Annotated in this window: 14 protein-coding genes; 5 read left to right on the top strand and 9 right to left on the bottom strand. The window is 68.6% G+C overall.

Annotation, left to right across the window (positions count from 1 at the left end; translation table 11 throughout):
* Positions 1-84: 84 nt before the first annotated feature.
* Entirely contained in the window at positions 85-519 is a 435-nt protein-coding gene (locus ACEUEL_RS09255; protein WP_405704175.1) for a hypothetical protein, read from the top strand.
* 22 nt (positions 520-541) lie between these two features.
* Here ACEUEL_RS09255 and ACEUEL_RS09250 read toward each other — a convergent pair whose 3' ends face one another.
* The 3 genes from ACEUEL_RS09250 to ACEUEL_RS09240 form a co-directional block, all read right to left on the bottom strand.
* Positions 542-916: a helix-turn-helix domain-containing protein gene (locus ACEUEL_RS09250; RefSeq protein WP_405704173.1), complete on the bottom strand. Its 375-nt coding sequence runs from the start codon at positions 914-916 to the stop codon at positions 542-544.
* Positions 916-1,212, bottom strand: a complete 297-nt coding sequence (locus tag ACEUEL_RS09245; protein ID WP_405704171.1) for a type II toxin-antitoxin system HigB family toxin — start codon at positions 1,210-1,212, stop codon at positions 916-918. Before ACEUEL_RS09245 ends, ACEUEL_RS09250 begins: the two co-directional genes overlap by 1 nt.
* A gap of 113 nt (positions 1,213-1,325) precedes the next feature.
* Positions 1,326-5,072 carry a vitamin B12-dependent ribonucleotide reductase gene (locus ACEUEL_RS09240; protein ID WP_405704169.1) on the bottom strand — a complete coding sequence of 1,249 codons (3,747 nt, stop codon included), beginning with the start codon at positions 5,070-5,072 and terminating at the stop codon, positions 1,326-1,328.
* A 571-nt stretch (positions 5,073-5,643) separates the two neighbouring features.
* Between ACEUEL_RS09240 and ACEUEL_RS09235 the strand changes: the two genes are divergently transcribed.
* The 3 genes from ACEUEL_RS09235 to ACEUEL_RS09225 all read left to right on the top strand — a co-directional run bounded on the left by ACEUEL_RS09235 (position 5,644) and on the right by ACEUEL_RS09225 (position 8,071).
* Positions 5,644-6,831 carry an MFS transporter gene (locus tag ACEUEL_RS09235; protein ID WP_405704167.1) on the top strand — a complete coding sequence of 396 codons (1,188 nt, stop codon included), beginning with the start codon at positions 5,644-5,646 and terminating at the stop codon, positions 6,829-6,831.
* 80 nt (positions 6,832-6,911) lie between these two features.
* The gene (locus ACEUEL_RS09230; RefSeq protein WP_405704165.1) at positions 6,912-7,325 is read left to right on the top strand and encodes an NADH:ubiquinone oxidoreductase subunit NDUFA12; all 414 of its coding nucleotides are present in this window, start codon (positions 6,912-6,914) and stop codon (positions 7,323-7,325) included.
* A gap of 83 nt (positions 7,326-7,408) precedes the next feature.
* Positions 7,409-8,071 carry a DUF2155 domain-containing protein gene (locus ACEUEL_RS09225; RefSeq protein WP_405704163.1) on the top strand — a complete coding sequence of 221 codons (663 nt, stop codon included), beginning with the start codon at positions 7,409-7,411 and terminating at the stop codon, positions 8,069-8,071.
* On the opposite strand, the gene aat is transcribed toward ACEUEL_RS09225, so the two are convergent.
* The 6 genes from aat to ACEUEL_RS09195 all read right to left on the bottom strand — a co-directional run bounded on the left by aat (position 8,002) and on the right by ACEUEL_RS09195 (position 13,536).
* The gene (gene aat / locus ACEUEL_RS09220; protein WP_405704162.1) at positions 8,002-8,679 is read right to left on the bottom strand and encodes a leucyl/phenylalanyl-tRNA--protein transferase; all 678 of its coding nucleotides are present in this window, start codon (positions 8,677-8,679) and stop codon (positions 8,002-8,004) included. The genes ACEUEL_RS09225 and aat overlap by 70 nt on opposite strands.
* A gap of 84 nt (positions 8,680-8,763) precedes the next feature.
* Positions 8,764-10,116, bottom strand: a complete 1,353-nt coding sequence (accC, locus tag ACEUEL_RS09215; protein ID WP_405704161.1) for an acetyl-CoA carboxylase biotin carboxylase subunit — start codon at positions 10,114-10,116, stop codon at positions 8,764-8,766.
* Between the two features lie 10 nt (positions 10,117-10,126).
* Positions 10,127-10,630 carry an acetyl-CoA carboxylase biotin carboxyl carrier protein gene (accB, locus tag ACEUEL_RS09210; RefSeq protein ID WP_405704159.1) on the bottom strand — a complete coding sequence of 168 codons (504 nt, stop codon included), beginning with the start codon at positions 10,628-10,630 and terminating at the stop codon, positions 10,127-10,129.
* A 32-nt stretch (positions 10,631-10,662) separates the two neighbouring features.
* Positions 10,663-11,100, bottom strand: coding sequence for a type II 3-dehydroquinate dehydratase (gene aroQ, locus ACEUEL_RS09205; protein WP_405704157.1), 438 nt, complete (start codon positions 11,098-11,100; stop codon positions 10,663-10,665).
* A gap of 166 nt (positions 11,101-11,266) precedes the next feature.
* Positions 11,267-12,040 (bottom strand): DsbA family protein, encoded by a 774-nt coding sequence (locus tag ACEUEL_RS09200; RefSeq protein WP_405704155.1) that lies wholly within the window; start codon positions 12,038-12,040, stop codon positions 11,267-11,269.
* 50 nt (positions 12,041-12,090) lie between these two features.
* Positions 12,091-13,536, bottom strand: coding sequence for a M48 family metalloprotease (locus ACEUEL_RS09195; RefSeq protein WP_405704153.1), 1,446 nt, complete (start codon positions 13,534-13,536; stop codon positions 12,091-12,093).
* Between the two features lie 151 nt (positions 13,537-13,687).
* Between ACEUEL_RS09195 and ACEUEL_RS09190 the strand changes: the two genes are divergently transcribed.
* Positions 13,688-14,887 carry a pyridoxal phosphate-dependent aminotransferase gene (locus ACEUEL_RS09190; protein ID WP_405704152.1) on the top strand — a complete coding sequence of 400 codons (1,200 nt, stop codon included), beginning with the start codon at positions 13,688-13,690 and terminating at the stop codon, positions 14,885-14,887.
* Positions 14,888-14,903: the final 16 nt, after the last annotated feature.

The following is a 14,903-nucleotide window of genomic DNA, read 5'->3' as shown; positions in this document are numbered from 1 at the left end:
GACAATGGCGACGCGCTGGTTTCCAGCTTAAGATCGGAGGTAATTAACTCCGCGCTTATGGCATGGCCTCGCCGGGGAGACAGCATGGATTTCGTGCAGATCAACGATCGCGATGGTCGGTGCCTGTCGGTCGATCTGCGCCACATCCTGCGTGTACTCGGTCATCGGGCCGAGCAGCTGTGGTGGGCGGTCGGCCCCATCCACGGCGAGTATTTCGAGGCGATGGGCGAGGGGCAGGCCGAGCTGAAGCAGCTGGAAGTCTCCGGTCGGCGGCTGGCCGGGCCGGCGTTCGGCGCGCTGGCCGAACGCGTGCATCAGGTCATCTGGGGCGACTTCGCGGGCTTCGCGACCGAAGACGCCGAGACACCCGAGCTGATCATCTGCGCGATCGACAGCAGCTACTATGAAGTCCACGCGGTCGACGACGCGATATTGGACCGGATGCGGCAGTCCTTTGCCGATGTGACCGACGGGGACTCCCGCCAACTCATGTTCGACGATCAGCCATGGCGTCGCTAGCCGGCGGCGCGGACGGCGTCGCTCAGGCCGCCGCGTTGGTGCCGATCAGCGCCTCGGCGGGGATGCCCCACGCGGCGTGCAACCTGCGGATCATGGCGAGGGTGAGCGGGCGCTTGCCGTTGAGAATGTCGGAGGCGCGCTGGCGCGCGCCGAGCAGGCGGCCGAGATCGGCCTGGCTGAAGCCGCCCATCTCCATGCGGTAGCGAATGGCGTCGAGCGGGGCGGGCGGCTCCACCGGCCAGCGGCGGCGCTCATAATCCTCGATGACAAGGGCGAGCAGATCGAACCGATCCGCCTCGGGCGTGCCGGGCGCGGGCTCATGCTCGAAGCAGGCTGCGATCTCGGCCAGCGCGGCGTCGTAGTCGGCCTCGTTGCGCAGGGGGCGGATGGGGGTCATCAGATGCGCTCCGGATCGATGCGATCATACTCGGCATGAGTGCCGACGAACTTGATGAGGACACGGCGAAATCGGTAGGACACGTGGATAATCAACCGGTACTTGTTGCCGCCGATATCGAAGATGACGCGGTTGTCGCCCACGAAGTCGACCGTTGTTCCAAACATGACCTTGATGTCCGCAGGACCGCTCCAGCCCGCTTGGGCGACTGCCGCGAACCACGCCTTGAGCGGCCCTTCGGCAGGGCGATGACGCTGCCAGAACTGCCGCAGCGTTCGGCGCGCGATGATCTGCATGCCAAAGGATAAGATGTCACCGATCTGGTGACAAGAGGTTGCCGCGTGCGGGTACGAACGAAAAACGGCCGGATGTGATCCGGCCGTTCGTGGTCGTCATCGCTGGCGAGCGGTCACGAGCACCCCGTCGTGCTCCCGCACGTCTCGCACTTCAAACACGTGCCGTTCCGCACCATGGTGAAGTTCTGGCACTCGGGGCAGGCCTCCCCTTCATAGCCCTTGGCGCGCGCGATGGCGCGGGCTTCGGCTTTGGTCGGGCCGGCGGCCGGCGTCGGGGCGCTCCAGGGGAGGGCGGCGGTCTCGGCTTCCGCCTCGATCTCCGGCTCCTGCTTCAGCGCGGTGGCGCCCTGCGTCGCGGCCGTGACGCCGCCGCGCAGCGTGGTGACGTTGGAGGCCGCTGCGCGCGGTTCGGTGCCCGCCGCCGCGCCGCCCGGCATCACCAGGAAGCCGACCGGCTTGCCGCGCGTCAGCCCCTTCGAGACCATGCGCGAGGCCACCGCCGCGGCCGCTCCCGGCGCCGGCTTGCCCTCGTCGACGCCCTTGCCGAGCGCGTCGAAGTTCGATTCCGACGGCTCCACATGGCCGAGATCGTTGCGCCCGAGATAGGAGACGGCGAGCTCGCGGAACACGTAGTCGAGGATCGAGGTGGCGTATTTGATGATCTCGTTGCCCTGCACCGGGCCGGCGGGCTCGAAGCGGGTGAAGGTGAAGGCGTCGACATATTCCTCCAGCGGCACGCCATATTGCAGGCCGAGCGAGATGGAGATGGCGAAGTTGTTGATGAAGGAGCGCAGCGCCGCGCCTTCCTTGTGCATGTCGATGAAGATCTCGCCGAGCCGGCCGTCGTCATATTCGCCGGTGCGCAGATAGACCTTGTGGCCGCCGACCACGGCCTTCTGGGTGTAGCCCTTGCGGCGGTCCGGCATCTTCTCGCGCTCGCGAACCGCGATCTTCTCGACCCGCTCGATGATGCGCTCGACGATCTTCTCGGTGACCGCGGCGGTGCGCGCCGCCGCCGGCTGGGCGACGAGCGCCTCGACCGCGTCGTCCTCGTCCTCGTCATCGGCGACGAGCTGGGAGTTCAGCGGCTGCGACAGCTTGGAGCCGTCGCGGTAGAGCGCGTTGGCCTTCAGCGCGAGGCGCCAGGAGAGCAGGTAGGCCTGCTTGCAGTCCTCGACGGTCGCCTCGTTCGGCATGTTGATGGTCTTGGAGATCGCGCCCGAGAGGAAGGGCTGCGCCGCCGCCATCATGCGGATGTGGCTCTCCACCGAGAGGAAGCGCTTGCCGATGCGCCCGCACGGATTGGCGCAGTCGAACACCGGGTAGTGCTCGACCTTCAGGAAGGGCGCGCCCTCCAGCGTCATCGCCCCGCAGACATGGATGTTGGCGGCTTCGACGTCCTTCTTCGAGAAGCCGAGATGGGCGAGCAGGTCGAAGGCCGGGTCATTGAGCTTGTCGGCGGGAATGCCGAGCTTGGCCATCGCCTCGTCGCCGAGCGTCCAGCGGTTGAAGATGAACTTCACGTCGAAGGCCGATTTCGCGCCGGCGTCGATCTTCGCCAGCATGGCGTCGTCGAAGCCCTTGGCGCGCAGCGTCGAATGGTTGATCGCCGGGGCCTGCGCGATCGAGCCGTGGCCGACCGCATAGACCTCGATCTCGGCCAGCTGGCTCTCGGAATAGCCGAGCGTGCGCAGCGCCTCCGGCACGGCGCGGTTGATGATCTTGAAGTAGCCGCCGCCGGCCAGCTTCTTGAACTTCACCAGCGCGAAATCGGGCTCGATGCCGGTGGTGTCGCAGTCCATCACCAGGCCGATCGTGCCGGTGGGCGCGAGCAGCGTGGTCTGGGCATTGCGGTAGCCGTGCTCGATGCCGAGCTCCAGCGCGCGGTCCCAGGCGGCGGTGGCGTGGGCGACCAGCTCGGCGCCGTTCAGCTTCAGCGCGTGGCAGGCGGCGTGGTCGAGCGGCACCGGGTTGGTGGAGAGCGCCTCATAGCCCGAGGCCTCGCCATGGGCGGCGCGGCGGTGGTTGCGGATGACGCGCAGCATGTGCTCGGCATTCGGCGCATGGCCGGGGAAGGGGCCGAGCTCCTTCGCCATCTCCGCCGAGGTGGCATAGGCGACGCCGGTCATGATCGCGGTCAGCGCGCCGCCATAGGCACGGCCGGCCTCCGAATCATAGGGAATGCCGGAGGTCATCAGCAGGCCGCCGATATTGGCGTAGCCGAGGCCGAGCGTACGGTACTCGTAGGAAAGGCGCGCGATCTCCTTCGAGGGGAACTGCGCCATCAGGATCGAGATCTCGAGCACCACGGTCCACAGCCGGCAGGCATGCTCGTAGCTCGCAATATCGAACGTGCCGTCCGCGTTGCGGAACTGTAAGAGGTTCAGCGAGGCGAGATTGCACGCCGTGTCGTCGAGGAACATGTATTCCGAGCACGGATTCGACGCGCGGATCGGGCCGCCGGCCGGGCTGGTGTGCCAGTCGTTCACCGTGGTGTGGAACTGGATGCCGGGATCGGCGCAGGCCCAGGCGGCGTGGCCGATCTTCTCCCACAGCTCACGCGCCTTCAGCGTCCTGGTCACCTTGCCCGTGGTGCGGGAGGTGAGGTTCCAGTCGCCGTCGGCCTCGACCGCGTTCAGGAAGGCATCGTCGACGCGCACGGAGTTGTTCGAGTTCTGGCCGGAGACGGTGAGATAGGCCTCCGAATCCCAATCGGTGTCGTAGATCGGGAAATCGATGTCGGTGTAGCCCTGCTTGGCGAACTGCACGACGCGGCGGATATAGTTTTCCGGCACCTGCGCCTTCTTCGCGGCGCGGATCTCGCGCTTCAGCGCCGGGTTCTTCTCCGGGTCGTAGCAATCGTCGCCCGCGCCTTCGCAGTTCACGCAGGCCTTCATCACCGCCTTCATGTGCTTGGCGATGGTCTTGGAACCGGTGACGAGGGCGGCGACCTTCTGCTCCTCCTTCACCTTCCAGTCGACATAGGTCTCGATATCCGGGTGGTCGGCGTCGATCACCACCATCTTGGCGGCGCGGCGGGTCGTGCCGCCGGACTTGATGGCGCCCGCCGCGCGGTCGCCGATCTTGAGGAAGCTCATGAGGCCCGAAGAGCGCCCGCCGCCCGAGAGCTTCTCGCCCTCGCCGCGCAGGGCGGAGAAGTTGGAGCCGGTGCCGGAGCCGTACTTGAACAGGCGCGCCTCGCGCACCCACAGGTCCATGATGCCGCCCTCGTTGACGAGGTCGTCGGAGACCGACTGGATGAAGCAGGCATGCGGCTGGGGGTGCTCGTAGGAGGTCTTCGAGCGGGTCAGCTTGCCGGTGGCGTAGTCGACATAGAAGTGGCCCTGGCTCGGGCCGTCGATGCCATAGGCCCAGTGCAGGCCGGTGTTGAACCATTGCGGGCTATTCGGCGCGGCCATCTGCATGGCGAGCATGTAGCGGTGCTCGTCATAGAAGGCCTGCGCGTCCTCCTCGCTGTCGAAATAACCGCCCTTCCAGCCCCAGTAGGTCCAGGTGCCGGCGAGCCGGTCGAACACCTGCCGGGACGAGGTCTCACCGACGAAACGCTCCTTCTCGGGCAGGGCGGCGAGTGCCTTCTCGTCGGCCGCGCCGCGCCACAGGAAGGAGGGGACGGTCTCTTCCTCGACGCGCTTCAGCCGCGCGGGTACGCCCGCCTTGCGGAAATACTTCTGCGCGAGGATGTCGCTCGCCACCTGGGAGAAGTGCTCGGGCACCTCGATCCCTTCCAGACGGAACACCACCGAGCCATCGGGATTGCGGATCTCGCTGGTCGCGGCGCGGAATGCGATATCCGCGTAAGGAGATTGTCCGGCCTTGGTGTAGCGGCGCTCGATGCGCATTCTCGTGGCTCCCCTCGCGCCCCACGAGGGTGGGCGCGTTCATTGAACGTCAAAGATTCCCGCGCCGTGCGCGTGGTGGGCGCCGGCGGTTCGATGGTCTCGCTTGTCCGAAGATCCGACCCCAGCCGGCTACGCGAACGGACCATAAAACTGCCGCGATTCCGCCTCGAAGGAAAGCCCGAAATCCCTATCCGTTGGGGATATCGCTGCGGGCGTCATCTAGATGTAGTGTGCCGCAGGGCCTCTTACCAGATCGTAAATCAGCTGGGCCGCGGCCGCGAATCGCTCTTGTGCGTGGCTGCGGATAACGGGGAAAGCGTCCCCGGGGGCTGGCGAGGCCCTACATCTTGTGCCTTGCCGCACGATGGAATCGCAGGGCACGGAGATAAGTCTCGACCTCTCGGCCGTCCCGCGCAATGTCCCGGAGGACACAGCCGCGCGAGCGATCGAGGTGCAGCGCATGGGCACCGGGCCTCCCTCCGGCTGATCCGCGCATACGCTCGTATGGATGGACAGCGGCGCCTCGCGGGCGTCTAACGGCGTCCGACTGGCTCCGAAAGGACACGGCACCATGACTGCCATGGCCGAGACGGCGGAACGCACCGCCGGCATCACCTATTTCCTGCTCGCCGCCGCCGCCGGCGCCGGCGCGGCGAACCTCTATTACGCCCAGCCGCTGATCGCGCTGATCGCCCCCGACATCGGCCTCGACGAGACCTGGGCGAGCCTGATCGTGACGCTCGGCCAGGTCGGCTACATCGCCGGGCTGCTGTTCATCGTCCCGCTCGGCGACCTCCACGAGAATCGCGGCCTCATCGTCACCATGCTCGTCGTGGCCGCGGCCGGGCTGCTCATCGCCTGGAGCGCGCCGGCGGCGGGGCTGTTCCTCGCCGCTGCCTTCCTGTTCGGCATCGGCTCCGTCGTGGCGCAGATCGCGGTGCCCTTCGCCGCCCATCTCGCCCCGCCCGAGGAGCGCGGCCGCCGCGTCGGTTTCGTGGTGAGCGGGCTGATGACCGGCATCCTTTTGGCGCGCCCGCTGTCGAGCTTCATTGCCGCGGCGATCGGCTGGCATGGCGTGTTCGCCTGCGCCGCCGCGCTGATGCTGCTCCTGGCGCTGGCGCTGCGCCTCACCCTGCCCAAGCGCCATCCCGGCTCGACCGCCGGTTATGCGGCGCTGGTCGGCTCGCTGGTGCCGCTGATGCGCCGCACGCCGCTGCTGCAGCGCCGGGCGCTCTACCAGGCCACCATGTTCGGCGCCTTCACCCTGTTCTGGTCGGCGGTGCCGCTGCTGTTGAGCGGGCCGGATTTCGGCTACGGCCAGGATCGCATCGCCCTCTTCGCGCTGGCGGGCGCGGCGGGCGTCGTCGCGTCCCCGATCGCCGGCCGCATGGCCGATCGCGGTCATGGCCGCCTCGGCACCGGCATCGCCTTCGTGACCGCCATCCTCGGCTTCGCGATGACCGCGATCGGGGCCGCCTATGGCTCCGTCGTCGCGCTGGCGATCGGCGCGGTGGTGCTCGACGGCGCGGCGACGGCGAACCTGGTGTTCGGCCAGCGCGCGCTGTTCATGCTCGATCCCGCCATCCGCTCGCGGCTCAACGCGCTTTATATCGGCTCGTTCTTCGCCGGCGGCGCGCTGGGCTCGGCGATCGCCAGCCCGCTCTACACCGCCGGCGGCTGGCCGCTGGTGACGGTGGCCGGCATTGCCGGCCTCGCGCTGGGGGGCGGGTTCTTCCTGCGCAATCTCCGCGCGGCGTGAACCTGCGGCTTGCCGCCGTCTGGACACTGCGCCGGCCCGATGGCATGGTCCGCCCGACCTCAGCCGCGAGAGACGATCACGTGAATTTCTCGACCTTCCTCACCGAAATGTTCACCTGGTGGAACGGCCAGACGATGGGCACCCGCTTCCACACCTGGCGCCATGGCGAACGGGTGGGCACGGACGAGGCCGGCAACATATATTACCGCACCAAGGGCGGCGCGATCGATCCCGCGCTCGGCTTCGAGCGCCGCTGGGTGATCTACAACGGCGATGCCGAGGCGACCGCGATTCCCCCCGGCTGGCACGCCTGGATGCACCAGCGCTCCGACGTGCCGCCCTCCCAGGAGAAATACGAGCCGCGCCCGTGGGAGCAGCCGCACCGGCCGAATCCGACCGGAACGCCCGCCGCCTATCGCCCGCCCGGCTCCACCCTCGGCCGCGGCCATCGTCCGGCCGTGACCGGCGACTACAAGGCCTGGACGCCGGAGTGAGCGCGATCGTCGATCCCGCCGTGCCGCTGCCGTATTGCGGGTGTCTGGTCCGCTCTCCCGTGATCTGCCGAGTCTAGCGCCCGATGTCAGGCCGTACCCGCGTCGTCAGCCTTCTGGCTGTGCCGTGCATCGCATGGTCTGCCGCCGCCTTTGCCCAGACCCGAACCCAGCAGCCCTGGCAGGGGGGCGTCCAGTCGGCGCCGCTCGCGCCGCCGCCCGGCGCCGTCCCCGACGTGCCGCGCGATGATTCGCCCGGCGGCCCCGGCGTTCCCTCGATCATGGCGCCGCCCGCCGGCGTCGCGCCCGCCGCCCCGCCTCCGGGAACCGGACGGGCCGGCGTGCCCCAACCCGGCGACATGGTGCCCGGCGGCAGCGGCGAGATCGAGATCGTGCAGCCGCCCTCGCAGAAGATCGTGAACAAGACGGCGGTGTTCTCCGGCCTCGACAAGATCACCGGCCGCATCATCAGCTTCGACGTCGCGATCAACGAGACGGTGCAGTTCGGCGCGCTGCGCATCACCCCGCGCGCCTGCTACACGCGGCCCTCGACCGAGACGCAGAACACCACCGGCTTCGTCGAGGTGCAGGAGATCGAGCTCGACGGCGAGGTGAAGCGGCTGTTCGGCGGCTGGATGTTCGCCGCGAGCCCGGGCCTGCACGGCGTCGAGCACCCGATCTATGACGTCTGGCTGACCGACTGCAAGCAGTCCGCGCCGGTGATCGCCAAGCCCGCCGGCCAGCAGTAGAAATCGCCCTCACCGTCGAGAGCGGGGGTCAGCAGCCGGTGATACTGCCGGCGCGGCACCTCGATCGCGCCGAAGCTGCGCAGGTGATCGGTCACGAACTGCGTGTCGAGCAGGATGAAGCCGCCCTTGCGCAGCCGGGCGACGAGATGCACCAGCGCCACCTTCGAGGCATCGCGGGCGGTGTGGAACATGCTCTCGCCGAAGAAGGCGCGCCCGAGCCGCACGCCATAGAGCCCGCCGACCAGCTTGCCGTCCTCCCACGCCTCGACCGAATGGCAGCAGCCCCGCGCGTGCAATTCGCAATAGAGCCGGCGGATGCGGGCGTTGATCCAGGTCTTGTCGCGATCGAGGCCGGGCGCCGCGCAGCCGTCGATCACCGCCTCGAAATCATGGTCGATGCGGATTTCGAAGCGGTCCGAGCGCACGGTGCGGGCGAGGCGGCTCGATATGTGGAAGCGGTCGAGCGGGATGATGCCGCGCCGCTCCGGCTCGATCCAGTAGAGGCCCGGATCGTCGGCGCTCTCGGCCATCGGGAAGATGCCGCAGGCATAGGCCTTCAGCAGCACCTCGGGCGTGATCTCGACCTGATGCTCGCGTGGATGGGACATGGCGCCAGCATGACGGAGAGGGCTCGATATGGAAAGGGCGGGCACCGGGCCCGCCCATCACAATGAAGGGGCGGCGAGCGCCCTTCAGCTGCCCGGCTCGCCCTCGGCGAGGAAGTGCTCCAGCCAGTGGATATCGTAGGCGCCGCGCGCGATGTCGTCGTTGCGCACCAGTTCGCGGAACAGCGGCAGCGTGGTCTCGATGCCTTCCACCACGAACTCGTCGAGCGCCCGGCGCAACCGCATCAGACATTCCGCCCGCGTCTTGCCCTGCACGATGAGCTTGCCGACCAGGCTGTCGTAATAGGGCGGGATCCGGTAGCCCTGATAGACCGCCGAATCGACCCGCACCCCAAGCCCGCCGGGGACGTGCCAGTAGTCGATCTTGCCGGGGGAGGGCCGGAAGGTGCGCGGGTGCTCGGCGTTCACGCGGCACTCGATGGCATGGCCGCTCAGCACCACGTCATCCTGCGTCAGCGAGAGCGGCTCGCCGGCGGCGACGCGGATCTGCTCGTTGATCAGGTCGATTCCGGTGATGGCTTCGGTCACCGGATGCTCCACCTGGATGCGGGTGTTCATCTCGATGAAATAGAAATTGCCCTGCTCGTACAGGAACTCGACCGTGCCGGCGCCGAGATACTTCATGTCGCGCATGGCCTTGCCGACCGTCTCGCCGATCGCGGCCCGCTGCTCGGCCGTGATGGTCGGGGAGGGGGCTTCCTCCCACACCTTCTGGTGCCGGCGCTGCAGCGAGCAGTCGCGCTCGCCGAGATGGATCGCGTTGCCGCGCCCGTCACCCAGCACCTGGATTTCGATGTGGCGGGGCGTGCCCAGATATTTCTCGAGATAGACCGCGTCGTCGCCGAAGGCCGCACGCGCTTCCGAGCGGGCGGTCGAGAGCGCGGAGGAGAGCTCCTCGGCCGAGCGCGCCACCTTCATGCCGCGCCCGCCGCCGCCGGCGGCCGCCTTGACCAGAACTGGATAGCCGATCTCGTCGGCCACCTTCAGCGCTTCCTCGTCGGAGGTGATGCCGCCGTCGGAACCGGGCACGCAGGGGATGCCGAGCCGCCGGGCGGTCTTCTTCGCCTCGATCTTGTCGCCCATGATGCGGATATGCTCGGGCTTGGGCCCGATGAAGCCGACACCGTGATCGATCAGGATCTCGGCGAAGCGGGCGTTCTCGGCGAGGAAGCCGTAGCCGGGGTGCACCGCCTCGGCGCCGGTGATCTCGCAGGCGGCGAGCAGCGCGGGAATGTTGAGATAGCTCTCCGCCGCGGCCGGCGGGCCGATGCACACGCTCTCGTCCGCGAGCTTCACATGCATCGCGTCGGCATCCGCGGTGGAGTGCACCGCGACGGTGGCGATGCCGAGCTCCTTGCAGGCGCGCAGGATGCGGAGCGCGATCTCGCCCCGGTTGGCGATCAGGATCTTGCCGAACATGCGCGACCCTTCACTCGATGATCAGGAGCGGCTCGCCATATTCGACCGGCCGGGCATTCTCGACGAGAATGCGGGTGACGGTGCCGGCGCGCGGAGCGGGAATGGCGTTCATCGTCTTCATGGCCTCGACGATGAGCAGCGTCTGGCCTTCCTTGACCACCGTGCCGACCTCGATGAAGTGGCGGGCGCCCGGCTCGGGGCCGAGATAGGCGGTGCCGACCATGGGCGAGGTGACGACGCCCGGATGCCGGGCCGGATCGGCCGAGGCGGCTTCCGCCGCGACGGCGGGCGCCGCCGGAGCGGCAGCCGGTGCCGCGGCATAGGCGGGTGCCGGCATGGCGTAGGCGGGCGGGGGCGCGTAGGCCGGCGCCGGCGCATAGGTCGGCGCGGCGCGCGCGACGCGGATGCGCAGGTCCTCGTGCTGCACCTCGATCTCGGTGAGGTCGCTCTCGGACAGAAGAGTGGCGATCTCGCGCACCAGCGCGGGGTCGATGGCGGGCTTGGTGGTTTTCATCATGTTCCCGTGACGGTCGCTGCCCGTCTCCCTCACGTGACGCGCGCGGCGGCGAGCGCGTCGATGGCGAGCCTGTATCCTGCAAACCCGAGACCGCAGATCACCCCGCGGGCGACCGGCGATATGTACGAGTGATGACGGAAGGACTCGCGCGCGAAGACGTTGGACAGGTGGACTTCGACGACATTGAGGCCGGCAGCCTTTATGGCGTCCGCAAGTGCGATCGAGGTGTGGGTATAGGCGGCCGCGTTCAGCACGACCCCGAGCGAGCCGCGGGCCTCCTGGAGGAAGGTGACCAGTTCACCCTCGACGTTGCTCTGGCGGAACACCAGCGCCAGCCCGAGCCGGTCGCAGGCGCTGCGGCACTCGGCCTCGAGGTCGGCAAGGGTCGCGCGGCCATAGACGTCCGGCTCGCGCAGGCCGAGCAGGTTCAGGTTGGGGCCGTTCAGAACGTGGATGGTGTCGGGCATCGCGCCTCTGGCCGCAGGCCGCCCGACGGGCAGGAGTCGGCGGCGGCGCGGTTATAGGCAATGCAAGGCCGTGCGCCAAGCCCCGTGAGAGGTCGTTAACGATTTGGTCGCAGGCGATGCAGCGGCGTGACCTCGGGCAGAGGCCACGCCGGCCCGCGGGAGCGGCTCAGCACTGGGTCTTGCCGCAGCTCCGCACCGAATCGATCGCGCTCTTGAGCTTGTCGTGCCCGACCGCGCCGATCACCACCTCGTCGGCGACGACGTAGCTCGGCGTGCCGTTGATGCCGAGCGCGTCGGCGATCTTGAAGCTCTCCTCCAGGGTCGCGCGCACTTCCGGATCGCTCATCGCCTTTTCCAGCTTGGCGCGGTCGACGCCGACATCGGTGGCCGCATCGAGCGCATGCGACTTGTCGGCCTGGCCGCGTCCGCCGAGCAGCTTCTGGTGGAAGGCGAGATACTTGTCCGGGGCAACGAGCCGCACCGCGACCGCCACCTGCGCCGCCTCCACCGAGCCCTGGCCGAGCACGGGGAACTCCTTCAGCACGACCTTGAGCTTGGGGTCGCTCTTGATGAGGTCCTGCAGGTCCGCCAGCGCCCGCTTGCAGTAGCCGCAATTGTAGTCGAAGAACTCGACCAGGGTGACGTCGCCCTTGGGATTGCCGACCACCACGCCGCGCGGCGAATCGAACACCAGCGGCTTCACCGTGCCGAGCGCCTGCTTGCGCTGGTTGGCTTCCGCCATCTCCTGGCGCTTCTGCAGCTCGCCGATCGCTTCCTGGATGACTTCCGGGTTGGTGAGCAGGTAGTTGCGGATGACGCTTTCGAACTCCTTGCGCTGGGCATCGTCGAGCGCGCGGGCCGGGGTGAGCGCCGCGCCAAGGGCGAGGCTCGCTCCCAGAGCGACAGCGCCGAGGGAGCGGAAGGTCGGAAGCGAAAGCATCGAAATCTCCGGTTGTCGGGCGCGGCACGTGCCCGCACGGCGCCTGAAGGCTACGGCCTCTTTACCGGAGCCTTGGGCACTTTCAAATTGACGATGTCGTCAGCTTTCAGCCAGCCCGGCGATCCCGTCGGAAAGCGCATCTGCGCGCGCCCGGCGAGTTCGCGGGCCAGCTTGATGTCGCCGCTCGCCAGCGCCGCCTGCGCCGAGGCGAGGTCGGCATTGGGGATGTCGCCCTTCTGGCCATAGGCCATGGCGAGATAACGCCAGCCATTGGGCGCCGTGCTCTCCCGCTGGAGGCTGAAGGAGAGCTCGCGCACCGCCTCGTCGAGCGTCGTCTTGTCGCCGGAAGCGACCAGCGCCTGGCCGAGCAGCATGCGGATCAGCGCATTGCCGCCCGAGATCTGCACCGCCTTGCGCAGCGGCGCGACCGCCTCGCGCCCGCGCCCGGCCTCGAGCAGCGCCTGGCCCTTCAGCTCGTACATGTACGGGTTGCCGGGGTTCTCGGCGATCAGCGCGTCGATCTGGCGGACGGCATCGTTCACATTGCCATAGCGATACGCCGAGATCGCCCGCGCGTAGCGGGCGGGCATCGAGCTGTCGGACAGCGGATAACGCCGCGCCACCTGGTCGGGCGTGCCCATGAAGCCGGTGAGCTTGGCACGCATCATGTCGTGCCGGGCCTGCAGCGCCGGCGGATCCTTGGCGTCGAAATAGGGGCTCTTGCGCGCGAGATCCTCCAGCGCGGCGATGCGCTCGGTCGCCATGGGATGGCTGAGCACATAGGGATCGATGCGCTGGCTGATGAACAACTGGTCGTTCTGGAAACGCTCGAACGTCTTCAGCATGCCGCGCGCGGACTGCTTGGTGGCGTTGAGATAGCTCACCGCGGCGCGGTCGGCGGCCTGCTCCTCGCTGCGCTGATAGGCGAGCAGCGAGCGGCGGATCACCTCCTGCGGACCGGCGATGGCGGCCGCGGCGCCGCCCATGTTCGCGCCCGAAGCGGCGCCCGCCGCGACGCCCCCGAGCGAGAGCAGCATCGCCACGATGGCCATGGTCTGCGCCGATTCGAGCTGCTGGCGCATGCGCGCGAGATGGCCGCCGGCGATGTGGCCGGTCTCGTGGGCGAGCACGCCGATGATCTCGTTCGGCGTCTCCGACTGCGAGAGGGCGCCCGTGTTGACGAAGATCCGCCGGCCGTCGACCACGAAGGCATTGAAGGAGGGATCGCCGATCAGCACCACCTCGATGTTCTGCTGGGCGACCCCGGCGGCCCGGTAGATCGGGCGCATATAGTCGCGCAGCAGGTTCTCGATCTCGGCGTCGCGGATCACGTTCGGCCGCCGCTGCGCGGTTTCCTGCGCCGCCACGGGCTGCGTCGCGAGGAAAACGGCGGCGAGCAGGCCCATGGTATGGCCCAGCACGCGCCCTGCCGGCCGAAGCCGGCCGCGGAGGGTGAAACCGAAGGTCGGGTTGTCAAACGGCAGCAGAGGCATCATCCATCGGCGGGTCGGCGACGTGCCGGCGGGCGGGACGCCGTAGGGGCGCCGATCTCGTCGCGGGAAAACAGAAACGCACACCAGCCGCCGATTGCGGCGGGGATGCGGCGGGGCAACAGTAAGCAGGCCGGACGGGCAGGGGAAGCGACGCATGGAATTCGACGGAGCCGGTACTGCGCCGGCGCTGCTACGTCTCGCCGGTCCCTCGCGGCGCAGCGGTATTGCCCCGTTCATCGTCATGGACGTGATGGAGCGGGCGGCGCGGATCGAGGCGGCCGGGGGTCATGTGGTCCACATGGAGGTCGGCCAGCCGGCTGCGCCGGCCCCGCGCACCGCCCGCGCCGCCGCCCATGCCGCGCTGGAGGCGGGCCGGGTCGGCTACACCGCCGCGCTCGGCATTCCCTCCCTGCGCGCGCGCATCGCCCGCCACTACGGCGACACCTACGGGCTCGATCTCGATCCGGCCCGCGTGGTGGTGACGACGGGGTCGTCGTCCGGCTTCATGCTCGCCTTCCTCGCCATGTTCGAGCCGGGCGACCGGGTCGCTATCGCCAATCCCGGCTATCCGCCCTATCGCCACATCCTCACCGCACTCGGCTGCGAGCCGGTGCTGATCCACACCGACGCCGCCTCGCGCTGGGCGATCAGCCCGCAGGCGCTGGCGGAGGCGCATGCGCAGGCGCCGCTGAAGGGGGTGCTGGTGGCGAGCCCCGCCAATCCCACCGGCACGATGATGACGCCCCAGGCGCTGGCCGCTCTGGTCGCCACCGCCGAGGGGCTCGGCATCCGCTTCATCTCCGACGAGATCTATCACGGGCTCGACTATGCCTTTCCGGCGACGAGCGCGGCGCGCCTCTCCGACGAGGCGGTGGTGATCCACTCCTTCTCGAAATATTTCTGCATGACCGGCTGGCGCGTCGGCTGGATGGTGATGCCGGCCGGTCTCGTGCGTGCCGTGGAGCGGCTGCAGCAGAACTTCATGATCTCGGTGCCCACGCTGTCGCAGATCGCCGCGGAGGCGGCGTTCGACGGCGCGGCGGAGATGGAAGAGGTGAAGCACGGCTACGAGGCGAACCGGCGCATCCTGGTCGAGGGACTGCCGAAGGCGGGCCTGCCGGAATTCCTGCCCGTCGACGGCGCCTTCTATCTCTATGCCGACGTTTCGCGCTTCACCGAGGATTCCGCCGCTTTCGCCACGCGCCTGCTGGATGAGGCGCATGTGGCGGCGACGCCCGGCGTCGATTTCGATCCCGAGCGCGGCCACCATTACCTGCGCCTGTCCTACGCCGGATCGAGCGCCGAGATGCACGAGGCGGTGGCGCGCATCGGCGCCTTTCTCGCGCGCGGCTGACCACGGCTCGCGAAAA

It is taken from the genome of Ancylobacter terrae, from assembly GCF_045108345.1.
Lineage (GTDB): Bacteria > Pseudomonadota > Alphaproteobacteria > Rhizobiales > Xanthobacteraceae > Ancylobacter.
The sequence above is the reverse complement of the archived record's forward strand: the minus strand, read 5'-3'. Positions and strand labels throughout refer to the sequence as shown.